We start from the raw sequence: 22,011 nt of genomic DNA, 5'->3' as shown, positions 1-22,011 counted from the left end.
GCTCGAAGCGACCGAGCCCGTTGCCGATCACCGCCGAACGACGGCGTCGAAAGCGCCGGTCCTTATGACGGCCCTCCAACAATCTGCAGATCACTCTGCCCATTACCCTGCCGGCGCACGCGAATCTGCACCGGGATGCGCTCGTGCATTTCCGCCACGTGGGAAATCACCGCCACCTTGCGGCCCTGGGCCTGCAGTGAATCCAGCGCGTCCATGGCGATCTGCAGCGACTCGGGGTCTAGGCTGCCGAAGCCTTCGTCGATGAACAGCGACTCGATCTTCAGCTTGCTCGAAGCCATCGACGCCAGGCCGAGCGCCAAGGCCAGCGAGACGAGGAAGGTCTCGCCGCCGGACAGCGAATGCACCGAGCGCAGCTCGTCACCCATCTCGGTATCCAACACCAGCAACCCCAGCGGGCTGCCGCCGCGCTTGAGGCGGTAGCGGCGCGCCAGTTGGCGCAATTGCACATTGGCATGCTGCGCCAGCAGGTCGAGGTTGTAGGCCTGGGCGATTTTGCGGAAGGCTCCGCCGTCGCTCGAGCCGATCAGCGCGGCGATGCGCCCCCAGCGCTGGTGCTCGGCCCGTGCGGCGTCGATCTGGGCGAGCAGCGCCTGGCTCTGGCTGCGGCGTTTGTCATCGTCGATCAGCCTGGCACGGGTTTCCGCGCAGCGCTGATCGGCATGCTCGCACCGCTGCAGTTGCTCGGCATGGCGCTGTTGCAGCTGTTCGGCATCCGGCGCTTCGGCCTGCTGCTGTTTATGTAGCGTCAGGCGATTGAGGCAACCGTCGAGACGCTCGCGACAGCGGGTCAGGTTTTCACTGTTCTGCTGCAAGCGCTGGCGCGCCTCGGTAATCAGCTGGTCATCCATGTGCAGCAGCTGGGCGAGGGTGGCATCGTCCAGCTCCTGATGGCTGGCGCGCCAAGCCGCCAGCTCGGTGTGCAGGGCATCGCGTTCCTGTTCCAGTTCAGCGTGGCGCTGCTGGCAGTTCTGCTGGTCGCCGTGCAGACGGGTCAGGTTGAGCTTGCTGTCGTTGAGCTGCTGATCGATCTCGGCCATGGCCTGGCGGGCAGCCTGGATCGCTGCGTCCAGTTGCTCTTGCCAGGCACTGGCGCTGGCTTGTTCGCCAAGGCTGGTACGCAACGCCTGTTGGCAGGCCAGCAGCAGCTTCTCGCGCTCGGTCAGCCGCGCGCCGCAGCTTGCCTGTTTCTCCTGGCGATGGCGCTGTTGCAACTGTTCGTCGCTGCGGCGCTGCTCGCACTGGCGCAGCTCCTCGGCCAGTTCGGTCTGCTCCTGCAGTTGCTGCAGCCGCGTGGCGATGCTGGCGTCCAGCTGCATAAAGCTTTGCGCTGGGTTTTGGCGCCAGCGCTGCAGGTGCTCGGCGGGCAGCAGTTCGGCGAAGGCCTGCAGTTCCTCGTCGAGCTGTTGGCTGTCGCGGGCGAGGGCATCGCGCTGGCGGGCGAGTTGCTGAGTCGCCTCGACACAGGCTTCGCGTGCGGCCTGCCAGGCCTGCTGCAGGGTTTCGCTGCGCTGTTGCAGGGCGAGCAGTTGCTGCTGACGCTGACTGGCGCTGGCGATCTGGTCCTTGAGATTGGTCAGCTGCGCTTCCAGCCATTGCGAACGCTCGGTTTCCGGCTGCTCAAGCAATTGTGCGTGGGCGGGCAGGGCGAGCAGGCGCGGCGCCAGGGCCTGCAACTGCACCTCGACTTCGCCCTGGCGTTGTTGCGTCTGGCGCAACTGCGTGCTGAGCGCGACATGCCGATCACGCAGCTCCTGCAGACGCTGATCCTGCTCCTGCAGCGCCTGGCGCGCGCGCTCGGCCTCGCTGTCATCGTGCTGGTTGATGCCTGCGACCAGCGCATCGGTCTGATGCCAGGGGTGCTCGTCGCTGCCGCAGACCGGACAGGGCTCCCCCGAAACCAGCGACGCGCGCAGGGCTTCGACATTCGCGCTACGCGACAGGCGCTGGCGTTCGAGCAGGGCGAGGATGACCTTCAGCGCTTGGTCGGCAGCATCGCGTTCGCTGCGGACCTGTTTGCCCAGCGGCACCAGGCTGTCCAGTTCGGCCTGCTGGCGGCTGTGGGCCTCGGCCAATTCGCGCTGGCTGGCGGTGAGCGTGAGCTGCTGCGACCAGAGCTGTTGCAGCGCGTCGGTCTCGCGCTCGGCCTGGCGCCATTCGTCGAGCTGGCGATGCAGCTGGGCCAACTGTTCGGCTAGCCCGAGTTCGCTGTCGCGCTCGCGTTGCAGGCTATCCAGCGCCTCACGCGCCAGGTTTTGCTGGGTTTCGGCGGCCTTGGCCTGCGCTTCCAGCGCCGGGAGTTCGCCCTGACCTTGCTGCAGGCGTGCTGCCAGCTGGACAGCCTGTTGCAAGCGCCGACTGTAGCCGCCCCAGGCTGCACAGAGCGGTTGCAGCGCCGCGCTCGTTTTCAGTTGCTGGGTCAGCGTGGTGAGCCGCTCGGCGGCGCGCTGTTGCTGTTCGTTGAGCAGTTTGAGCGTTTTCTCGCCGGTGTGGGCGTCGGCGTCGGCTTGAGCGCTTTCGGCGCGGATCGAGGCGAGGTCAGCGTTCAGGTGGGTGAGGCGTTCCTCTTCTCGGCGTGCCTGGGCCAGCCTGGGTTCAGCTGTCTGGCGCGCCTGTTCGGCCGCACGCAAATTGCTGCCGGCTGCTTCGCACTGGCTCTGCAATGTGTCGAGACGTTGCTGCAGGCTTTTCTCCTCGTGCTGCAGACGAGTCAGGCTGTCGGTGGCCTTACCCAGCAGTGGCTCGAGTTCCTGCTGGCGCAGGAATCGGTGGCGCTGCGGCGCGAGCAGTTCGAACAGGTCGAGGATACGGCGGGCCTCGTTCAGGCTCGCGCGCTCGTCCTCGGCGTCCTGCAGTTGCTGGCGGGCGGCTTCGTGCTCGCCTTCCAAGCGCTGCAGCTCACTGAGCCATTGCTGCTGGGCTTCGAGCACTTTGAGTTGTTGTTGCAGCTTCCTCAGTTCATCGAGCTGGGCTTGATGCTCGCGTTTCAGTACTTCGCGCTGCTCTGGCTCCATGGGCTGCAGACCGCCGGCCTGCTGTTCCAGACGGGTGAGGCTTTCCTTTGCCTGCTTAGCGGCCTCGAAGGCGGCCTGACCGAGTCGGCTGTAGAGGCCGGTGTCGGTGAGTTTTTCCAGCAGCGTGCCGCGCTCGTTGTCGTCGGCCTTGAGGAAGGCGGAAAACTCGCTTTGTGCCAGCAGCACGGCGCGGGTGAATTGCGCCAGGGTCAGGCCCAGGCGGGCTTCGAGCAGTTCCTTGAACTCGCGCTTCTTGCCGCTGGCCAGCAGCGTGCCGCTGTCCAGATCGGTGAGGCTCTGGCTGCTGGCCTGCAGGCGGCCGTCGACCTTTTCGCGGGCGCGTTTGACCTCCCAGCGGGCGCGGTAGCGGTGACCGTCGACGCCGACGAAGTCCACCTCGGCATAACCGCTGCCGCAGCCGCGGCGCAGCAGGTTGCGCTCGTCGCCGCCGCCGATCTCTGCTTCGACGTCGGGGACCTTGTTCAGCGGAGAAACGCTGTCCAGTCGGGGAGTGCTGCCGAACAGTGCCAGGCACAGGGCGTCGAGAATGGTGCTCTTGCCGGCACCGGTGGGTCCGGTAATGGCGAACAGGCCGGCGCTGGCCAGGGGTTCGGCGGTGAAGTCGATGATTTGCTCGCCGGCCAACGAGGCCAGGTTCTTCAGGCGAATGGCGAGGATTTTCATCGGTCATCCTCCTCATGGGCGAACTCGACCCGTTGCAGCAAGGTGGCGAAATCCTCCAGCGCCTGGTCGTCCGCCGGGTTGCCGTACTCGACTTCCCAGGCGCGGGCGAACAGTTCCTGCGGGGTGATCTGATCGAGGCCCAGCAGCATCTCTGACTCTGTTTCGCCGCGCTTGCCGGCGTATTCGCTGGCGATGCGTACCAGTCGGCAGGCCTTGCCGGTTATGGCGGTTTCGATGCGCTGGCGCAGGTCTGGCAGCGGTTCGTCGAGCAGCACGCGTACCTCCAGCCAGGGCAGATGGTCGTCGAACAGGCCGGTTGGCGACAGCGCCTCCAGCGTGGCGATCACCTCGGCCAGCGGCGCGCGGCCGATACGGATCATCTCGACCGCGCGCGGCACCGGCAGGCTGTCGACCTGCACCAGCGCCTCGCCATCGAGTTCGACCAGCAGCACCTGGTGCGGGTAGTTCACCTCGGCAAAGGACAGCGGCAGGGGGGAGCCGCTGTAGCGGATGCGCGTCTGCCCGGCGACCTGCTGCGGCTTGTGCAGATGGCCCAAGGCGACATAGGCGACGGACTCGGGGAACAGGCTGGCCGGCAGCGCCTCGGCATTGCCGATGACGATGTTGCGCTCGGACTCCTCCGACACCGCGCCACCGGCCATATGCGCGTGACTCATGGCGACCAGCGCCTGGCCGGGCTGGCGTGCGGTTTCGGCGGCAGTGATCAGCCGCTCGTGGACCTGACGGATGCCGGTCATGTAGTCGTCGCCCAGCTCCATCCCGGTGACTTCGGCCGGTCGCAGGAAGGGCAGGGTGAGGCACCAGGCCGCGGTGTTGCCAGCGGCGTCTTGCAGCGGCACCAGCAGCCGCCCGTGGTCCAGCTGGCCTTCGGCAATCCAGCTGATGCGGCCGACGGCGTGGGCGTTGAGGCGCTTCATCAGCGGCGCCGGCAGTTCGATGCGCCCGCCGGAATCGTGGTTGCCGGCGATCATGACGATGTCCAGCTGCGGGAGTTTTTCGTGGGCGCGGACGATGAAGTCGTAGAGGCGCTCCTGGGCCTTGAGTGGCGGGTTGACCGTGTCGAACACGTCGCCAGCGATGAGCAGGGCGTCGGCCTGATGGCCAACCAGCTGGTCGAGCAGCCAGGCGAGGAATTGCGCGTGTTCGTAGTCGCGGTCCTGGCCGTGGAGGGTCTGGCCGAGGTGCCAGTCGGAGGTGTGGATCAGGCGCATGGGCTCAGGCTCTTTGTTTGCGGGTGCCGCGGCAAACCGCTGGCGTAGGATGTCTGCGGTTGTTTGAGTCGGATGTAAGGCTTGTGGGAGCAGTCTTGACCGCGGAACTGGTTGGTTTTCGAGTTTGCAGGTGGCTGCCGCCTGTCGTGCCGGTATGACGCGCTGGTTTCGCCCTGCTGGGCGAGTTCCTTTTGGCAGTCGCCGGATGGCCGGCCCCGCCCAAAGGAACCAAAAAGTCTTGCCCCTGCATCCGGGTCTCGCGGCGCTCGACTTCCCTCATTCCATCCACGTTCCACGGGCCGGCGTACAAGGGCCATCCATGGTCCTTTATCGCGGGGACGCCCAGTCCTCTCGCGGCATCCATGCCGCTCGCTCCCCTCCATGCGGATTTCATTCGGCCTCCTGAACGGGGCATTCGGCGTCGCTTGGCAGATTTTTGACTGTTAAACGAGCGAAGCGGCCTCCCGCTATTTATAAACTTACAGACGACTCGGTCTCGAATCCCCTTCAGGAGGCCGAGCGTAGGCGCTGCGCAGGGGGACGAGAGGCATGGATGCCGAGCGAGGAGCGATGGGCCAGGGATGGCCCTTCGCGACGACCCCCGGAGCAGCGCCGGAGCGAGGGAAGTTTTGCGAAGCAAAACCCGTATGTAGGGGTGGCCTTCTTTTTGGTTACTTTTTCTTGGCCAGACAAGAAAAAGTGACGCGCCGTGCAAGGCGCAACCTGCTGGTCGGGTCGAGGAAAGCGCGGCGTCGTACGCATAGGTCTGCGCCGGCAACAGTTCGTGAGCAAGCTCGTTGCTACAAATGGTCAAGCCATGCGAGGCGCAATCTGCAGGTCGGGCCGAGGAAAGCGCGGCGTCGTATGCACAGGTTTGTGCCTGCACCTGATCGCGAGCAAGCTCGCTCCTACAAGTGATCACGTGACGCCTAACCCTCACGAGTACAACCACCCCTTCAACGCCTGCAGATTCCCCACCTGCAACTGCTGCGCCGCCGCATTCGCCTGCACGGTATTCGGGTCGATGCCGAAGCGTTGCAACACGTATTGCACCAGCGCGCCACGGCTTTCCACCGGCAGCTGGCCGTCGACCATGCCGAAGTCCACCTCGATGATTGCCTTTTGCGCCGGGCTCAGGCGCGCGTCCGGCTCGATCAGCACAGTCACCGGCGTGTTCCACGCCTCGTCCTGCTCGCGGGTGTGTTCGCTTGCGTCCATCAGATCCGGCTCGCCGCGGAAGCGGCTGAGGACGAAGTCGCGGTACTCGCGGTTCTTCTCGCAGTAGGCGCGCACGTGCCAGCGCATGCCGGTGAACACCAGGGTGTGCGGCGCCATCACGCGGATCTCGACGTCAGGGTTGGCAAGCGACACGTACTCGCTTTCCAGGCGCAGGCCCTCGCGGCAGGCCTGCAGGATCGGCCGCAGCACCTCCGGGCGGATGCTGCGGTCCGGTACCTGCAGCACTTCAGTGTGCGCATAGGCCAGCGCCAGGCCTTCGATATGTGGGGCGCGGACACGGTTCTGGTCGAGCAGGTGCAGGTAGGCGCTGGCGCTGCCGTCGATGAACAGTGGCTGAAAACCCTTTGTCGGTTTGTAGCCCTTCAGGTGACGGTCATATGTCAGGTTTTTGGGCGCATGTTCGTTCAGGTAGGTGTTGATGTCCTTCGATGCCTGCTGACGGCTGATGCCGAAGCTCTGCATCAGGTGGCCCGTGGTCAGGCGGCCTTCCCACCAGGCGATGGTCTCGATCAGGCGGTAGCGCAGCGCCAGGTCCCAGCGAATCTGACTGATCGATTGCTTGCGTTTCATCGTCGCTGCACCTGTGCCGAAGATTTACATAGCTATGTCGAGCAGGTCGACGTGTCGCGCAACGCTACATATATTCGGGGTATGTTTCAACTCGATCCGGTGGATGAGGAGACGCGACATGAGCTTGCTGATCAATGCCTTGGTGATGTCCTGCGTAGCGTTCGCTGCGATGCTTTTTCTGGCGTGGCTGGCCTATGCCGACGCCGAGCGCAAATGATGACGGCGGTTACATTTTGGTGAAGATCATCGGATTCCCGATGGACGGCATGAATCTCCGAGCGCAGAACACGGTCTTTGTCTCAGGCTCATTGCTAGAGATGCTCATGAAGACTCTATCCCGCTACTTGGCCGAAACCTTCACTTCGCAGTACCGCACGCGCGTCGAGCCGCAAGCGGACGGTCGTCTGCTGGTACACGTCGGCTACCCGATCAATGGCACCCACGCCACGCGCATCATGGCCGGGCATCAGGTGCAGAACACGCTACTGGTCGAAACCATTCTCGAAGACATGCGCAACGAACTGGCCCGCCCGCAGTAATCGCCTCAGCGAGTCGCGGGTAGCGCGACGCGTACACGCAACCCCCCTAACGGACTTTCCTCCAGGCTCCACGTTCCTCGCCAGGCCGCCAGGATGTCGCTGACGATCCCCAGGCCCAGGCCGTGACCCTCCGCCGACTCGTCTAGCCGCACGCCGCGGTCGATGACCTTTGCCCGCTGCTGTGCCGGAATGCCTGGACCGTCATCGTCCACCAGCAGGACGAAGCCGCTGCTGTCGCGTTCGATGGTCAGTTCGACGCGGCTGCTCGCCCACTTGCAGGCGTTATCCAGCAGATTGCCGAGCAGCTCGAGCATGTCCTCGCGATCACGAGGCAGGCGACAGCCGTTAGGAGCGTGCCAGCGCAAGTCGAGTCCGCTGCGGTGGATCATCGCCAGCGTTTCGAACAGTGCTGGCAGTTCGGCATCGCAATCGAAATGAGCGCCCGGCAATACGTCGACCGATAGCCGTGCGCGGCCCAGTTCGCGGCTGACACGCTGCTGGATCTGGCTCAGCTGCTCGACCAGGCTGGCCTGCAGCTCAGGATGGGCGGCCAGTTCTTCGCGCTGTACCAGACTGCCGAGCACCGCCAGCGGCGTCTTCAGCGCATGGCCGAGATTGCCCAGCGCGTGCCGCGAGCGCTGTAAGGTTTCTTCGGTATGGGTCAGCAGATGGTTGATCTGCTTCACCAGCGGTTGCAGCTCGCTTGGTGCTCGCTGATCCAGTTGCTGGCGCTGGCCCTGCTGCAGCTGGGCAATCTGCTGGCGCGCACGTTCCAGCGGGCGCAGTGCCAGACCCATGGCGTAACGCTGCAAAAGCAGTAGTGCGAGCAGGGCGAAGCCGACCAGTCCAAGGCCGCTAAGTCGCACACGGGCGAAGCTGTCGAGAACCGGCGTGTAGTCCTGCGCCACGCTGATGATGATTGGCTGCCCGTCACGGCGGTATTCGGCGCGGTAGCCCAGCAATCGCTGGCCCTGCGGGCCGTCAAGCAGGTCGTCCGCCAGCCCGGCATGTTCCGGCCATTGCGGCGTGGCGTCCCATAGCGAGCGTGAGCGCCAGGTTCGCCCGGGCAGGTCGATCTTGAAGTAGTGGCCGGAAAAAGGCCGCTGATAGCGCGGGTTGAGACGCTGGAGGTCCAGCTGGTTGCCGTTCGGTCCCTTGACCAGGGCGATCAGCAGGCCTTCGGTTTCCTCGCGCAGGTCGGTTTCCAGGCTACGCCTTAGCCCCGATTCGAACAGCCACAAACTGGTCTGCACCAGCACCAGCGCGACCAACAGCAGGGTGGCGATCAGCGCCAGGCTGAGGCTGCGCTGAATGGATTTCACGGCTGGCCGCCGAAGCGATAGCCCTGCCCGCGGCGCGTTTCGATCAGCTCGCGACCGAGCTTGCCGCGCAGGCGATTGATATGCACCTCGATGACATTGGAGTCGCGTTCGGTTTCGCCGTCGTAGAGGTGTTCGGTCAGTTGCGTTTTAGAGAGCAGCTGGCCCGGATGCAGCATGAAGTAGCGCAGCAGACGGAATTCACCCGCGGTGAGTTCGATGTCCTGGCCATCCTTGCAGCAGCATTGGCGCGACTCGTCCAGCTCCAGGCCGCCGGCTTGCAGCAGTGGCTGGTTGGCCAGGCCGTGGGCACGGCGCAACAGTGCCTGGATGCGCAGCAGCAACTCTTCAGGGTGGAATGGTTTGGTCAGGTAGTCATCGGCGCCGGCTTTGAGACCGTCGATGCGTTCGGCCCAGGAGCCGCGTGCGGTGAGGATCAACACCGGCGTGGTAAGACCGCCGGCGCGCCAGGCACGCAAGACCTCAAGCCCCGGTTTGCCAGGCAAGCCAAGGTCGAGAATGATCAGATCGTAGGGCTCGCTAGCGCCCTGGTATTCGGCGTCGCGGCCATCGGTGAGCCAGTCGATCGCATAGCCGTTGCGGCTGAGGCTGGCGACCAGTTCGTCGGCCAGCGGAACGTTGTCTTCGACCAGTAGCAGGCGCATCAGTCTTCTTCATCCTTGATCAGGCGCCCGTCGCGGGCATCGAATTCCAGCTCGCGGGCGACGCCCTGGGTGGTCAGTAATTCGATTTCATAGACGTAGATGTCGTCTTCCTCTTCCAGTTCCGCCTCCAGCAGACGTGCCCCGGGATAACGCTCCATCGCGCGCTGTATAAGTGTTTCCAGCGGCAGGATCAGGCCCTCACGACGTAGCCGCAGGGCTTCGTCCTGATCCAGGTCGCGGCTCGCCGCCGGGGTGGCAGCGAGCAGCAGTGCAAGTGGAAGCGCTACGAGAAATGGGGCACGCATGGATGGCCTCAGTCGTCCTGATGGTCCTTCAGCACTTCGCCGGTCTTGGCGTCGAGTTCGAGATCCCATTGCACACCTTTGTCGTCGCGCAATTCAAGCTGGTAGACGTAACGGCCGTACTCTTCTTCCAACTCGGATTCTTCGATGGTGGCGCCGGGGTGCTTGGCCAAGGCCGCTTCGTTGAGCTTTTCGAACGACTGGATGGTTCCGGCGTCACGCAAGCGCAGCGCTTCGTCGGGGCCGATGTCCTTGGCCAGCGCCAGGTTGGCACCGAGGGCGAGGGTGGCGGCGGTTAACAGCGTAGTCAGTGTTTTCATCGTTTTGATTCCTGTGGTTGGTTTCGACGATTCACAGGTTACGAGGGCTGGCTTAAACGAAACTGAATGCCGGCTTGAGGCCGCGAATGCACCATTCGAGCGAGGGCGAACAACGCCATGACGACTACGCTTGCAGCAGCCATCACAACCGATCGATCGGGGTGTGTCGTCATGAAAACCGTGTTTCTCGCACTACTGGCAGTGGTCTGGCTGAGCGGTCCGGCGGCTGCCGAGGACCTGCTCAAGCCGTCCACCACGCCACCGCCCGTGGATGATGTCTCGGCGGGAAATGCTCTGGAGGCCGAGCCTGCCTACGCGGCCGAAGGGGTGATCCGCGCGATCGACGTGCAGCAGGGCAGCGTGACCATCGCACACGGCCCGGTGCCTGAACTGAAGTGGCCCGCCATGATCATGCTGTTCAAGGCGGGCGCCGCGCAGCTCGCTGGGCTGGCGGTTGGCGACGCGGTGGAGTTTCGCTTCACCGACGGTGAAATGGACCCGCAGATCGTCTTCATTCGACGACGGTAGACAGGGATAGGTACGGGCGACTGGTTGAACTTAGCGCCTGCCGTTGCGCTCGTATTTTAGGCAGGGGCTATCCGTATGGCCCATCTGGTTCCGTTCGAAGAAGGAAAAACGACATGTATAACAAGACACTGACCGCCGCGTTCGCCGTTGCCATTCTGAGCTCTGGCGCTGCCTTTGCCGCCGACAAGCCCGGTGCCGACTGGATCACCCTCGAGCAAGCCGTAGAGAAGGCCAAGGCCGCCGGCTACACCGAGCTGCACGGCATCGAAGCCGACGGCAACGGCTGGGAAGGCGAGGGCATGAAGCAGGACGGCAAGAAATACGAGTTCAAGATCGATGGCCGCACCGGTGAAGTGACCAAGGACAAGGAAGACTGAGTAGGCATACACGCCAGACGTCTTCGCTGAGCGCACGTATCGCCTGCCTGCGCTCAGCTGTCCCGACACTCCCGCAATGGGAGGCAGTTAGCGACAGAGCGGGTATCATCCACCTCCCTCGTCGCGCCGCGTAGCTGCATTCATGTCCGCTTCCAATTCCCGCCCTAGTACCTTGCATCTTCCTCAAGGCGATTGGCTGACGGTGCTCGACTGCCTGTGCGAGCATTTTCCGGCGATCAATCGCGACACCTGGCTCGATCGTATGGCCCGCGGCCGGGTGCTGGATGCCGACATGCAGCCGATCGACGCCCGCCAGCCGTTTCGCGTCGGCATGCGCATTCATTACTTCCGCGAAGTACCGAACGAGACGCCGGTGCCGTTCGAGGAGCGCATCCTCCACGTCGACGAGCATCTGGTGGTGGCGGACAAGCCGCACTTTCTCTCGGTGATGCCGGCTGGCGAATACGTCAATGAAACCCTGCTGGCGCGGCTCTGCAAACGGCTGGGCAATGCCGACCTGGTGCCGATCCATCGCATCGACCGCCTCACTGCGGGGCTGGTGCTGTTCTCCGCCAACCGGGACAGCCGCGGTGCCTATCAAGCGCTGTTTCGCGAACGAGAGATCATCAAGCGCTACGAGGCGATCTGCCCGGCGCTGCCGCACCTGCAATTTCCATTACGCCGCCGCCTGTGCATGGTGCCGGGCGAGCCGTTCTTCCTGATGCGTGAAGGCGAGGGCGAAGCGAACAGTGAGACGCTGATCGAGGTGCTCGAACGGCGCGGCGACCTTTGGCGCTATGGCCTCTCGCCGATCAGCGGCAAAAAGCATCAGCTGCGCCTGCACATGGCCACGCTGGGCGCCGGCATCTGCAACGATCCGTTCTATCCCGACCTTCTCGAGCGCAGCGAACGGGATGCCGACGACTATGCGCGGCCGCTCAAGCTGCTGGCGCGCGGCTTGCGCTTTCGCGATCCGCTGAGCGGGGCGCTGCGCGAGTTCGAGAGCACCCTGCAGCTGGAGTGGTAATCGCGGACGCACCTTCGAGGCACTGGTGAGTCTCAGATCGTAGACAGGCCACTCGCTGGTGCAACCATGCCCGAAGGTCCATCCATCGTCATCCTGCGTGAAGAAGTCGCGGCATTTGCTGGGCGCACAATCGAACGTGCCGAGGGTAGCGCCAAGGTCGATAAGGCCCGGCTGGTTGGCCAGGTGGTGCGCGGTTTTCACAGCTGGGGCAAGCATTTCCTGATCGAACTGGAGGATGTCTCCGTTCGCATCCACCTACTGCTGTTCGGCAGTTACCGCATCAACGAGCGCAAGGACGCCACCGCTCGGCTGAGCCTGGGCTTCGCCAACGGCGAGCTGAACTTCTACGCCTGTTCGGTGCAGTACATCGAGGGGCCACTGGCTGAGGCATACGACTGGACTGCTGATGTGATGGGCGATGCCTGGCACCCGCGGACGACGCTCAAGCGCTTGCGCGAAAGGCCGCGACTGTTGGCCTGCGACGCGCTACTCGACCAGACGCTGTTCGCAGGCTCCGGCAACATCATCAAAAACGAGGTGCTCTACCGTATCCGCGTGCATCCGCTGTCGCTGATCGGCGACCTGCCTGCACCCAAGCTGCGCGAGCTGGTGCGTGAAGCGCGTACCTACAGCTTCGAGTTTCTCGAATGGAAGCGGGCCGGCGTGCTCAAGGCGCACTGGCTGGCGCACGGCAAAACCACCTGTGTGCGCTGCCGAATCCCGCTGGTCAAGGTGAAGGAACTCGGGCGCAGCCGGCGCCGGGCATTCTTCTGCGAACGCTGCCAAAAGCGCTATGGCGATACCACGCAAATCGCGACCGATAACCCGAGCGAGGTTGATGAGGCGTAGCGGCGGACATGAGTGGCAGCGCTCGCTTGCGTAGGGTGGGCTCCAGCCCACCGGGGAAACCGGCTGTGTATTGGCAAGGTGGCTTCACAGCCCACCTACGGGGCTGCCTGAAGCGCCTGGTACAAGTTCGAGCTCGATGAGCCTGGCGTGGTGGACGATGCAGTCGCGGTGGACGAGGAGTCCGCGTGACGCGAATACAGACAGCCGCGCGGTGGAGTACGGTCGATTCGCCAATGGCAAGCGCGTTCAGCGCGCCGTCCAGCCGCCGTCCATGTTCCACGCTGCACCACGTACCTGGTCGCCGGCCTCGCTGCAGAGGAACAGCGCCATGGCTCCCAGCTGCGCGGGGGTAACGAAATCCAGCGAGGGTTGTTTCTCTGCCAGGAGTTCGTGGCGGGCACGTTGCTCGTCGCCATTTTCTCGCGCGCGCTCGTCGATCTGCTGCTGCACCAGCGGGGTCAGCACCCAACCGGGGCAGATCGCGTTGCAGGTGATCGGCGTGGTGGCGGTTTCCAGCGCCACCACCTTGGTCAGCCCGATCAACCCGTGCTTGGCGGCGACATAGGCGGCCTTCTGCTCCGAGCCGACCAGCCCATGCACTGAAGCGATATTGATGATTCGCCCCCAGCCGCGCTGACGCATGCCGGGCAGGGCCAGGCGCGTGGTGTGAAATGCCGAGGACAGGTTGATGGCGATGATGGCGTCCCAGCGTTCGACCGGGAATTCCTCTACCGGCGCCACATGCTGGATGCCGGCATTGTTGACCAGGATGTCGACCCCGCCGAAGTCGCGCTCGGCATAGGCGAACAGCTCTGCAATCTGCCCCGGATCGGACACGTCCGCGCCGTGGTGCCCGACCTTGTGCCCGTGCCTGCCGACGTCCGCCAACGCTGCCGAGCTGTCACCGAAGCCGTTGAGGATCAGGTCGGCGCCGGCTTCGGCCAGCTTCAGTGCGATTCCGAGGCCGATGCCGCTGGTGGAGCCGGTGACCAGTGCGGTCTTGCCTGTGAGGTTCATGGTTTCTCCCGCTTGGCGGCGCCCGCACGGGGCGGCGCCTTTGCTTTTCTTGTTGTCGGAAGGCAATCGCTGAAGCCGCGCCGCTCGCCGATAACGGCGAGCGGCCGCCGCGATCAGACGATGCCGGTAGCGTAGTACACGCCGATCACGAAGAAGGCCGCGGCCGTGGCGATCAGGGTGATGGCGAAGATGTCCTTGTATGACTCGCGATGGGTCAGCCCGGTGACCGCCAGCAGGGTGATCACCGCGCCGTTATGCGGCAGGGTGTCGAGCCCGCCGGAGGCCATCGAGGCGACCCGGTGCAGCACTTCCAGCGGAATCTGCGCGGCATTCGCCGCAGCGACGAAGCTGTCGGCCATCGCCGCCAGGGCGATGCTCATGCCGCCGGAGGCCGAGCCGGTGATGCCGGCCAACAGGTTGACGGTGATGGCTTCGTTGATCAGCGGGTTGGGGATTGCCGAGAGCGCATCGGCGACCACGATGAAGCCCGGCAGGGAAGCGATCACCGCGCCGAAGCCGAATTCCGAGGCGGTGTTCATCGCCGCCAGCAGCGAGCCGCCGACTGCCGTGCGACTGCCTTCGGCGAGCTTGCCGCGCAGAGTGCTGAAGCTGGTCGCGAGCACCAGAGCAATGCCCAGCAGCAGCGCCGCTTCCACCGCCCAGATGGCGGTGAGCTTGCCCACTTCGGTGACCAGCGGGGCGCTCATACCCGGCAGCTGCAGGCTGTGGCTGGCACCGTAGAACTCGGGAATCCAGCGGGTGAACAGCAGGTTGGCGACCAACACCAGAATCAGCGGCGACAGCGCCAGCCAGGGGTTGGGCAGGGCGATATCGGCCGGGGTTTCCGGCTCGTTGCGCAGGTTCGTGCCGTAGCCTTCGCCGGCGGCCATGGCTTTGCCGAGCTGCCACTTGAGATAGAGCATGCCCAGGCTAAACACGAAAATCGTACCGATCAGGCCGAGCCAGGGTGCGGCCCAGGTGGTGGTGTTGAAGAAGGTGGTGGGGATGATGTTCTGGATCTGCGGCGTGCCGGGAATGGCGGTCATGGTGAAGGTGAACGCGCCGAGGGCGATGGTCGCCGGGATCAGCCGCTTGGGCATGTTGCTCTGGCGGAACATCTCGGCGGCGAACGGGTAAACGGCAAACACCACGACGAACAGCGACACGCCGCCGTAGGTCAGCAGCGCGCAGACCAGCACGATCACCAGCATTGCCTGACTGGTGCCGAGCAGGCGGATCGCCGCGGCGACGATGGAGCGCGAGAAGCCGGACATTTCGATCAGCTTGCCGAACACCGCACCGAGCAGAAACACCGGGAAGTACAGCTTGATGAAGCCGACCATCTTCTCCATGAAGATGCCGGTGAACGCCGGTGCCACAGCGGACGGATCGGTGAGCAGCACCGCCCCCATGGCGGCGATGGGGGCGAACAAAATGACGCTGTACCCGCGGTAGGCGGCGAGCATCAGCAGGGCCAATGCAGCAAGGGCGATGACGACGCTCATCGGGACGATCTCCTGGCCCCGCGCGGCACGACCGAACGCTGCCGAGGGCGTTCGGGGGCTCGCTGCTGCACGGCAGGCGCATTGTTTTTCTTGTTTCGGCTACGGACAGTGCCGCACGCTGATTTAGCGAGTTCCGTGCCAGATACGCAACTCGCTGAATCAAAAGGAATTTGTTACAGGGGTCCAGGATTGTGGATGGCGTTATGTCTTGATGGCTGGACAGTGGCGTCCAGCATTCCGGACAGCGTGGCTGTCCGGAATGCAGCGGCGCATCAGGTCAGGAAGTACAGCCCGCCAGCGATCACCACGCCGGAGAACACCAGGCTGAGCAGGCAATAGCCCATGATGTCCCGCGCGCCGAGCCCGGCGATGCCCAGTAGTGGCAGCGCCCAGAACGGTTGGATCATGTTGGTCCAGGCATCGCCCCAGGCGATGGCCATTGCAGTCACCTCCGGCGCCACGCCCAAAGCCGCGCCGGCCGGAAGCATGATCGGTCCCTGCACCGCCCATTGCCCGCCGCCGGAGGGCACGAACACGTTGACCAGCCCGGCGCTGAGAAAGGCCAGCACCGGAAAGCTGTCGGCCGAGGACCAGGCGATGAAAGTGTCGGTGACCTGCCGGCCAAGGGACACGCCAGCGGCATTGGCGCCGACCATCATGCCCATGATTCCGGCGTAGAAGGGGAACTGCACGACGATGCCTGCGATGCCGCGAATGCTCTCCTCGATGGCGCGCATGTAGCGCTCCGGCGTGCCGTGCATCAGCAGTCCGGCGAAGAGGAAGATCGAGATCACGATGTTCAGGCTCAGCGCCAGGCCGTTGTTGCTGAAGTGCTGGTAGAAGAACAACACCGCCAGCGCGACCATGATCAGGCCGAGGATGCGGCTGTCGTCCAGCCGCTGGGTGGCGGTTTCCCGCGGGATGTCGCTCGGTTGCGGTTCTTGCAGCAATACCGGGTCGACCACCTTCGGCGTCTTCGGCTGCATGGCCCAGTTCAGCAGCGGCAGGCCGACCACCAGCACGGCGATGATGATCAGGTTGTAGGAGGCGAACAGCGTCTGGCCTACGCCGATGGCTTCGCTCAGCACGCCGCCGCTCATCTTTTCAAGATCGGCGCCACCGCTGGCCAGCGACAGCGGAATCGAGCCGGAGAAGCCGCCGTGCCAGATCAGAAAGCCGGAGTAGGCCGATGCGACCAGCAGCGGATAGTCGACGCCGCGCACCTGCCGCGCCAGCGCGCGGGCGAACACTGCGCCGATAAAGGGTCGGTTGATGCTTCGCCGCGAGCCGCGTTGCTGCGCCAAATGTCGCCAGGCAAGGCGCGGGACGCAAGCAATGGTATGCCCTTGCTAAGTCCCGCAACGCCGCATGGCGACATTTGGCGCGCAACCCGAAGGGACGGGGCCGGTTTGACGCAGGACGGCGTTTCTCGTCGCTCGTTTGGAATGACCAAACTTCGCTCCTCGTGCCTTGCCCTGCGCCAAACCGACCGCCGTCGCGGCCGCGGCGAAGCATCAACCGACCCTGCGACCAAAGCCCCAGTTGATCCAGGAACCGGCCAGCGCCACCAGCGTCACGAGAATGATCGCCTGCCCGGGCGACTGCGGGATGCGCGCCATGCGGTCGAGCAGGCGATTGATCGCCGGCGCCCGTGCCAGGGCATGGCCGGTGACAAGGATCAGCGACATCTGCATGGTGAAGGCCAGCAGGTTCCAGAAGCCGTTGCCCCAGTGCTGCGCCATCGCCGGCAGGCCCTGACCGGTGCTGAGCATGGCCGCTATCAGCACGATCAACGTGAGCAGGATGGCGAAGACGAAGGGCGAGGGCAGGAAGCGTTGCACCAGATAGACGCTGGCGGCGGTTATTCTGTTGAGCACGATGGGGTTCTCCCTTGTTGTCGTTATGTGCGCCGCGCGGGTGCGGTGCTTCGCTTATGAGTGCGTCCGGGGCCGGCTGTTCCCGTTGTGCGCGGTTTCTGGAGGTTGGTTGATGCGTGTTGCGCTTTTGCTGTTGCTGGTGGCTGTCGCCATGCCTGCCCAGGCGGACGAGCCGCTACCGCTGCGCCTGGGTGGACATGAGCTGCAGGCCGAATATGCGAAGACTGTCGCACAGCGCGAGCGCGGCCTGATGGGCCGCACCGAACTGGCTGAAGACAGCGGCATGCTGTTCCGCTTCGACGAAGTGCGCCGGCATTGCCTGTGGATGAAGGACACACCGCTGCCGTTGTCGGCGGCGTTTTTCGATGAGCAAGGGGTGGTCGTCGATGTGCTCGATCTGGAGCCGTTCAATACCGAGATTCGTTGCTCGAAGCGGCCGGCGCGTTATGCGCTAGAGATGGATCAGGGCTGGTTTGAGACGCGGGGGATCGGCCGGGGCGCGCGGCTGGAAGGGATGCCGGAGGAGTAGGGGCGACTCCCCTACACGAGTGATAAAACCGCCAACCGAGCGCGGCAATGGCCTGTGCGTGGTCCGTTGGAACGCGTGGAAAAGGCCGTGGCCGTTTTCCACCCTACGTTTGGATTCCCTTATGGCGGTTGCTGCGACCGTAGGGTGGATAACGGCTCCGCCTTATCCACCGCCTGCCGCGAGTCCGGTCTGAAGGCTCAATCCAGCGGCAACTCCGTGGTCCGCTTCACTTCGCTCATGGCGATATGCGAGTGCGCCTCCTGCACATGCGGCCGCTGCAGGAGCTGGTCGCGCAGGAAGCGTTCGTAGCTGTCGATGTCTCGTGCCACCACCTTGAGCAGGTAGTCGGACTCGCCGGCCATGGTGTGGCATTCCAGCACTTCGGGGTAACCCACCACCGCCCGTTCGAATTCGTCGAGGTTGCTGCGCCCGTGCGCCGAAAGCTTGATGTTGACGAACACCGTCATGTTCAGCCCGAGCTTCTTTGGATTCAGCAGCGCCACCTTGCGCTCGATCAGCCCTTCTTCCTGCATGCGGTGGATGCGCCGCCAGCAGGGCGATTGCGACAGCTCGACCTTCTCGGCGATCTCCGCGGCGGAGAGATCGGCGTTGTGTTGCAGCAGCAGGAGGATCTTGCGATCAATGCTGCTAAGGGGGGAAGTCTGCATGGTTGTGCCTATTTTCTTGTTGTTAGCGAATGGGTCATGCACAGAAGCGCTGTTCTACCGCAAAAGTAGAAAGAAAATCTCTCTTCGTCACGGCCAGACTGTTAATCGACACGCGACGGTGGGGTGATCCCCTGCCGATTGCCGGCATGAAGAGACAACCGTGCGGTTTCTTCATGACTGCGTCAGGCGGGTAGCGAACAACGCCACCCTGACTCCGATAACAACAAATTAGGAGCGCCCCATGTCTCTGGCCGAGATCCGTCTGGACGACAAGTACCGGCTTGCAACCGGTCATCTGTACCTCACCGGCACCCAGGCGCTGACCCGCTTGCCGATGCTGCAGCATCAGCGTGATCAGGCCCTTGGTTTGAATACCGGCGGCTTCATCTCCGGCTATCGCGGTTCGCCATTGGGCGGGCTGGATAAGAGCCTCTGGGAAGCCCGCGACTACCTCAAGCAACACGCCATCCACTTCCAGCCGGGCGTCAACGAAGAGTTGGCCGCCACCGCAGTGTGGGGCAGCCAGCAAACCAACCTGTTTCCCGGCGCCAAGTACGATGGCGTATTCGCCATGTGGTACGGCAAGGGGCCGGGCGTCGACCGTGCCGGCGACGTGTTCAAGCATGCGAATGCGGCGGGTGTGTCGCCCAAGGGCGGCGTGCTGTTGCTAGCGGGTGACGACCATGGCTGCAAATCCTCGACGCTGCCGCATCAGAGCGAGCATGCCTTCATCGCCGCTTCGATCCCGGTACTCAACCCGGCCAACGTCCAGGAAATCCTCGACTACGGCATCATCGGCTGGGAGCTGTCGCGTTACTCCGGCTGCTGGGTGGCGCTGAAAACCATCGCCGAGAATGTCGATTCCTCCGCGGTGGTGGAAGTCGATCCGCTGCGCATGCAGACGCGCATCCCGGAAGACTTCGAGCTGCCCGAAGATGGCGTGCACATCCGTTGGCCGGACCCGCCGCTGGCGCAGGAAAAACGCCTCAACCTGTACAAGATCTACGCTGCGCGCGCCTTCGCTCGGGCCAACAACCTGAACCAGGTGATGCTCGATTCGCCGAACCCGCGCCTCGGCATCATCACCACCGGCAAGAGCTACCTGGACGTGCGCCAGGCGCTGGACGACCTCGGGCTGGACGAAGCCCTATGCGCCTCGGTCGGTCTGCGAGTGCTCAAGGTCGGCATGAGCTGGCCGCTGGAGCCGGTCTCGGTGCACGAGTTCGCCCAGGGGCTGGACGAGATTCTGGTGGTCGAGGAGAAGCGCAGCATCATCGAGGACCAGCTCACCGGGCAGCTCTACAACTGGCCGGTCAGCAAGCGTCCGCGGGTGGTCGGCGAGTTCGACGAGCAGGGCAATTCGCTGCTGCCGAACCTCTCCGAACTAACCCCAGCGATGATCGCCCGGGTGATCGCCAAGCGCCTCGCGCCGATCTATACCAGCGACAGCATCCAGGCGCGTCTGGCGTTTCTTGCTGCCAAGGAAAAGGCCCTGGCCGCGCGCAGCTACGACACCGTGCGCACCCCGCACTACTGCTCCGGTTGCCCGCACAACAGCTCGACCAAGGTGCCCGAGGGCAGTCGCGCCTCGGCCGGTATCGGCTGTCACTACATGGTGCAGTGGATGGACCGGCGCACCGAGACCTTCACCCAGATGGGCGGCGAGGGCGTCAACTGGATTGGCCAGGCGCCGTTCACTGACACCCCGCACATGTTCCAGAATCTGGGTGACGGCACCTATTTCCACTCCGGCAGCCTGGCTGTTCGCGCCGCCGTCGCAGCAGGTGTCAACGTCACTTACAAGATTCTCTACAACGATGCCGTGGCCATGACTGGCGGCCAGCCCATCGACGGCGAGTTGCGCGTCGATCAGCTCAGCCGGCAGATCTTCCACGAGGGCGTCAAGCGCATCGCCTTGGTCAGCGACGAGCCGGACAAGTACCCGACCCGCGATACCTTTGCGCCGATCACCAGCTTCCACCACCGCCGCGAACTGGATGCGGTGCAGCGCGAGCTGCGCGAGTTCAAGGGTGTCTCGGTAATCATCTACGACCAGACCTGCGCCACCGAGAAGCGCCGTCGGCGCAAGCGCGGCAAGATGGAAGACCCGGCCAAGCGCGCCTTCATCAACCCGGCGGTGTGCGAGGGTTGCGGCGACTGCGGCGAGAAGTCCAACTGTCTCGCCGTGCTGCCGCTGGAAACCGAACTGGGGCGCAAGCGGGAGATCGACCAGAACGCCTGCAACAAGGACTTCTCCTGCGTGGAGGGCTTCTGCCCGAGTTTCGTCACCGTGCATGGCGGCGGGCTGCGCAAGCCGGAAGCGGTGGCTGGCGGTATCGACGCGGCGACATTGCCCGAGCCGCAGCACCCAACGTTGGATCGCCCATGGAACGTGCTGATTCCGGGTGTCGGCGGCAGTGGCGTGACCACCCTTGGCGCGCTGCTCGGCATGGCCGCGCACCTGGAAGGCAAGGGCTGCACGGTGCTCGACCAGGCCGGGCTGGCGCAGAAGTTCGGCCCGGTGACCACCCACGTACGCATCGCCGCCAAGCAGAGCGACATCTACGCCGTGCGCATTGCCGCCGGCGAAGCCGACCTGCTGCTCGGCTGCGACCTGATTGTCGCGGCGGGCGATGAATCGCTGACCCGCCTCAACGAGCAGATCAGCAATGCCGTGGTGAACAGCCACGAGTCCGCCACCGCCGAGTTCACTCGCAACCCGGACGCCCAGGTGCCCGGCGCGGCCATGCGCCAGGCGATCAGCGCGGCGGTCGGCGCCGAGAAGACCCACTTCGTCGATGCCACTCGCCTGGCCACGCGGCTGCTCGGCGACAGCATCGCCACCAACCTGTTCCTGCTCGGCTTCGCCTATCAGCAGGGGCTGCTGCCGATCTCCGCCGAGGCCATCGAAAAAGCGATCACGCTGAATGGCGTCTCCGCCAATCTGAACCTGCAGGCCTTCCGCTGGGGCCGCCGCGCGGTGCTCGAGCGCGAGGCGGTGGAACAGCTGGCGCGGCCGGTCGAAGCAGCCGAGCCCAGCCTGGCCGGACCGATCTGCAAAACCCTGGAAGAGATCGTCGACTGGCGCGTGGACTTCCTCACCCGCTACCAGAGTGCCGGGCTGGCGCGCCGCTATCGCCAGCTGGTCGAGCGGGTGCGTGAGGCCGATAGCGCGGACGATCTGGCGCTGTCCAAGGCCGTCGCCCGCTACTACTTCAAGCTTCTTGCCTACAAGGACGAGTACGAGGTGGCGCGGCTCTATAGCGAGCCGGAATTCCGTCAGCAGCTCGAGGCGCAGTTCGAGGGCGACTACCGGCTGCAGTTCCACCTCGCTCCGGCCTGGCTGGCCAAGCGTGACCCCGTCACTGGCGAGCCGCGCAAGCGCGAGCTGGGGCCGTGGGTGCTGAACCTGTTTGGCGTGCTGGCCAAGTTCCGCTTCCTGCGCGGCACGCCGCTCGATCCGTTCGGCTATGGCCACGACCGCCGTGTCGAGCGCGAGCTGATTACCGAGTACGAGAAGGGCGTGGACGAGCTGCTGGCCCAGCTCAAGCCGACCAACTACCGCACCGCCGTGGCCATCGCCGCGCTACCGGAACAGATCCGTGGCTATGGCCCGGTGAAGGAGCGCTCTATCGCCAAGGCCCGCCAGCAGGAGAAGTTGCTGCGCGAGCAGTTGGCCAAAGGCGACGAGGTGCAGAGCGTGCGGCTGTTTCAGCCGGCGGCGTGATGATG

At 64.5% G+C, this 22,011-nt stretch carries 17 protein-coding genes and 2 pseudogenes; 7 read left to right on the top strand and 12 right to left on the bottom strand.

The window, feature by feature from the left end; translation table 11 throughout:
* Positions 1 to 62: 62 nt before the first annotated feature.
* The 3 genes from SM130_RS18050 to SM130_RS18040 all read right to left on the bottom strand — a co-directional run bounded on the left by SM130_RS18050 (position 63) and on the right by SM130_RS18040 (position 6,757).
* Entirely contained in the window at positions 63 to 3,716 is a 3,654-nt protein-coding gene (locus SM130_RS18050) for an AAA family ATPase (protein WP_102824698.1), read from the bottom strand.
* On the bottom strand, positions 3,713 to 4,948 hold the full coding sequence (locus SM130_RS18045) for an exonuclease SbcCD subunit D C-terminal domain-containing protein (protein WP_102824699.1): 1,236 nt from the start codon (positions 4,946 to 4,948) through the stop codon (positions 3,713 to 3,715). Before SM130_RS18045 ends, SM130_RS18050 begins: the two co-directional genes overlap by 4 nt.
* Before the next feature lie 936 nt (positions 4,949 to 5,884).
* Positions 5,885 to 6,757, bottom strand: a complete 873-nt coding sequence (locus SM130_RS18040; RefSeq protein WP_102824701.1) for a WYL domain-containing protein — start codon at positions 6,755 to 6,757, stop codon at positions 5,885 to 5,887.
* Between the two features lie 323 nt (positions 6,758 to 7,080).
* Here SM130_RS18040 and SM130_RS18035 point away from each other — a divergent pair, with 323 nt between their 5' ends.
* Entirely contained in the window at positions 7,081 to 7,296 is a 216-nt protein-coding gene (locus SM130_RS18035; protein WP_003281738.1) for a hypothetical protein, read from the top strand.
* Between the two features lie 5 nt (positions 7,297 to 7,301).
* Here the strand turns inward: SM130_RS18035 and SM130_RS18030 are convergent, their stop codons facing one another.
* Genes SM130_RS18030 through SM130_RS18015 form a run of 4 tightly spaced genes read right to left on the bottom strand, consistent with a single transcriptional unit; the run spans position 7,302 to position 9,902 of the window.
* Positions 7,302 to 8,618, bottom strand: a complete 1,317-nt coding sequence (locus tag SM130_RS18030) for a sensor histidine kinase (protein WP_102824702.1) — start codon at positions 8,616 to 8,618, stop codon at positions 7,302 to 7,304.
* Positions 8,615 to 9,280, bottom strand: coding sequence for a response regulator transcription factor (locus SM130_RS18025; RefSeq protein ID WP_102824703.1), 666 nt, complete (start codon positions 9,278 to 9,280; stop codon positions 8,615 to 8,617). The genes SM130_RS18030 and SM130_RS18025 overlap by 4 nt, the downstream gene beginning before the upstream one ends.
* A complete protein-coding gene (locus tag SM130_RS18020; protein ID WP_102824704.1) occupies positions 9,280 to 9,585 on the bottom strand; it encodes a PepSY domain-containing protein in 306 nt (101 codons plus the stop codon). The genes SM130_RS18025 and SM130_RS18020 overlap by 1 nt, the downstream gene beginning before the upstream one ends.
* A gap of 8 nt (positions 9,586 to 9,593) precedes the next feature.
* Complete coding sequence (locus tag SM130_RS18015) at positions 9,594 to 9,902, bottom strand: PepSY domain-containing protein (RefSeq protein ID WP_058075207.1); 309 nt, start codon at positions 9,900 to 9,902, stop codon at positions 9,594 to 9,596.
* Positions 9,903 to 10,073: 171 nt separating this feature from the next.
* On the opposite strand from SM130_RS18015, the gene SM130_RS18010 reads away from it, so the two are divergent.
* The 4 genes from SM130_RS18010 (at position 10,074) to SM130_RS17995 (ending at position 12,683) form a co-directional block, all read left to right on the top strand.
* Positions 10,074 to 10,430 (top strand): copper-binding protein, encoded by a 357-nt coding sequence (locus tag SM130_RS18010; protein WP_102824705.1) that lies wholly within the window; start codon positions 10,074 to 10,076, stop codon positions 10,428 to 10,430.
* A 113-nt stretch (positions 10,431 to 10,543) separates the two neighbouring features.
* A complete protein-coding gene (locus SM130_RS18005; RefSeq protein WP_003281728.1) occupies positions 10,544 to 10,807 on the top strand; it encodes a PepSY domain-containing protein in 264 nt (87 codons plus the stop codon).
* Between the two features lie 142 nt (positions 10,808 to 10,949).
* Positions 10,950 to 11,834, top strand: coding sequence for a pseudouridine synthase (locus tag SM130_RS18000; protein WP_102824706.1), 885 nt, complete (start codon positions 10,950 to 10,952; stop codon positions 11,832 to 11,834).
* A 66-nt stretch (positions 11,835 to 11,900) separates the two neighbouring features.
* Positions 11,901 to 12,683, top strand: coding sequence for a DNA-formamidopyrimidine glycosylase family protein (locus SM130_RS17995; RefSeq protein WP_102824707.1), 783 nt, complete (start codon positions 11,901 to 11,903; stop codon positions 12,681 to 12,683).
* A gap of 246 nt (positions 12,684 to 12,929) precedes the next feature.
* Here SM130_RS17995 and SM130_RS17990 read toward each other — a convergent pair whose 3' ends face one another.
* From SM130_RS17990 to SM130_RS17975, 4 genes and pseudogenes are all read right to left on the bottom strand, one after another.
* A complete protein-coding gene (locus tag SM130_RS17990; RefSeq protein WP_102824708.1) occupies positions 12,930 to 13,700 on the bottom strand; it encodes a 3-hydroxybutyrate dehydrogenase in 771 nt (256 codons plus the stop codon).
* A gap of 113 nt (positions 13,701 to 13,813) precedes the next feature.
* Positions 13,814 to 15,205: a GntP family permease gene (locus SM130_RS17985; protein ID WP_102824709.1), complete on the bottom strand. Its 1,392-nt coding sequence runs from the start codon at positions 15,203 to 15,205 to the stop codon at positions 13,814 to 13,816.
* Between the two features lie 272 nt (positions 15,206 to 15,477).
* A pseudogene (locus SM130_RS17980) lies at positions 15,478 to 16,468 on the bottom strand (short-chain fatty acid transporter); the annotation flags it as partial.
* 266 nt (positions 16,469 to 16,734) lie between these two features.
* A pseudogene (locus SM130_RS17975) lies at positions 16,735 to 17,082 on the bottom strand (TIGR00366 family protein); the annotation flags it as partial.
* Between the two features lie 112 nt (positions 17,083 to 17,194).
* Here SM130_RS17975 and SM130_RS17970 point away from each other — a divergent pair.
* On the top strand, positions 17,195 to 17,611 hold the full coding sequence (locus SM130_RS17970) for a DUF192 domain-containing protein (RefSeq protein ID WP_102824710.1): 417 nt from the start codon (positions 17,195 to 17,197) through the stop codon (positions 17,609 to 17,611).
* Between the two features lie 197 nt (positions 17,612 to 17,808).
* Here SM130_RS17970 and SM130_RS17965 read toward each other — a convergent pair whose 3' ends face one another.
* The gene (locus SM130_RS17965) at positions 17,809 to 18,279 is read right to left on the bottom strand and encodes an Lrp/AsnC family transcriptional regulator (RefSeq protein ID WP_003281718.1); all 471 of its coding nucleotides are present in this window, start codon (positions 18,277 to 18,279) and stop codon (positions 17,809 to 17,811) included.
* A gap of 241 nt (positions 18,280 to 18,520) precedes the next feature.
* Between SM130_RS17965 and SM130_RS17960 the strand changes: the two genes are divergently transcribed.
* Positions 18,521 to 22,006 (top strand): indolepyruvate ferredoxin oxidoreductase family protein, encoded by a 3,486-nt coding sequence (locus SM130_RS17960; RefSeq protein WP_102824711.1) that lies wholly within the window; start codon positions 18,521 to 18,523, stop codon positions 22,004 to 22,006.
* Positions 22,007 to 22,011 lie beyond the last annotated feature (5 nt).

This window comes from Stutzerimonas stutzeri (assembly GCF_038561965.1).
GTDB classification, from domain to species: domain Bacteria; phylum Pseudomonadota; class Gammaproteobacteria; order Pseudomonadales; family Pseudomonadaceae; genus Stutzerimonas; species Stutzerimonas stutzeri_AA.
This window is presented reverse-complemented; position numbering and strand designations above follow the sequence as displayed.

Bases quoted from the DNA above. Each gene is read 5' to 3' on its own strand.
- SM130_RS17965 (WP_003281718.1), bottom strand. From the start codon at position 18,279: ATGCAGACTTCCCCCCTTAGCAGCATTGATCGCAAGATCCTCCTGCTG.
- SM130_RS18015 (WP_058075207.1), bottom strand. From the start codon at position 9,902: ATGAAAACACTGACTACGCTGTTAACCGCCGCCACCCTCGCCCTCGGT.
- SM130_RS18020 (WP_102824704.1), bottom strand. From the start codon at position 9,585: ATGCGTGCCCCATTTCTCGTAGCGCTTCCACTTGCACTGCTGCTCGCT.
- SM130_RS18045 (WP_102824699.1), bottom strand. From the start codon at position 4,948: ATGCGCCTGATCCACACCTCCGACTGGCACCTCGGCCAGACCCTCCAC.
- SM130_RS18025 (WP_102824703.1), bottom strand. From the start codon at position 9,280: ATGCGCCTGCTACTGGTCGAAGACAACGTTCCGCTGGCCGACGAACTG.
- SM130_RS17970 (WP_102824710.1), top strand. From the start codon at position 17,195: ATGCGTGTTGCGCTTTTGCTGTTGCTGGTGGCTGTCGCCATGCCTGCC.
- SM130_RS17995 (WP_102824707.1), top strand. From the start codon at position 11,901: ATGCCCGAAGGTCCATCCATCGTCATCCTGCGTGAAGAAGTCGCGGCA.
- SM130_RS18005 (WP_003281728.1), top strand. From the start codon at position 10,544: ATGTATAACAAGACACTGACCGCCGCGTTCGCCGTTGCCATTCTGAGC.
- SM130_RS18000 (WP_102824706.1), top strand. From the start codon at position 10,950: ATGTCCGCTTCCAATTCCCGCCCTAGTACCTTGCATCTTCCTCAAGGC.
- SM130_RS18010 (WP_102824705.1), top strand. From the start codon at position 10,074: ATGAAAACCGTGTTTCTCGCACTACTGGCAGTGGTCTGGCTGAGCGGT.
- SM130_RS18040 (WP_102824701.1), bottom strand. From the start codon at position 6,757: ATGAAACGCAAGCAATCGATCAGTCAGATTCGCTGGGACCTGGCGCTG.
- SM130_RS18050 (WP_102824698.1), bottom strand. From the start codon at position 3,716: ATGAAAATCCTCGCCATTCGCCTGAAGAACCTGGCCTCGTTGGCCGGC.
- SM130_RS17960 (WP_102824711.1), top strand. From the start codon at position 18,521: ATGTCTCTGGCCGAGATCCGTCTGGACGACAAGTACCGGCTTGCAACC.
- SM130_RS18035 (WP_003281738.1), top strand. From the start codon at position 7,081: ATGAAGACTCTATCCCGCTACTTGGCCGAAACCTTCACTTCGCAGTAC.
- SM130_RS17990 (WP_102824708.1), bottom strand. From the start codon at position 13,700: ATGAACCTCACAGGCAAGACCGCACTGGTCACCGGCTCCACCAGCGGC.
- SM130_RS17985 (WP_102824709.1), bottom strand. From the start codon at position 15,205: ATGAGCGTCGTCATCGCCCTTGCTGCATTGGCCCTGCTGATGCTCGCC.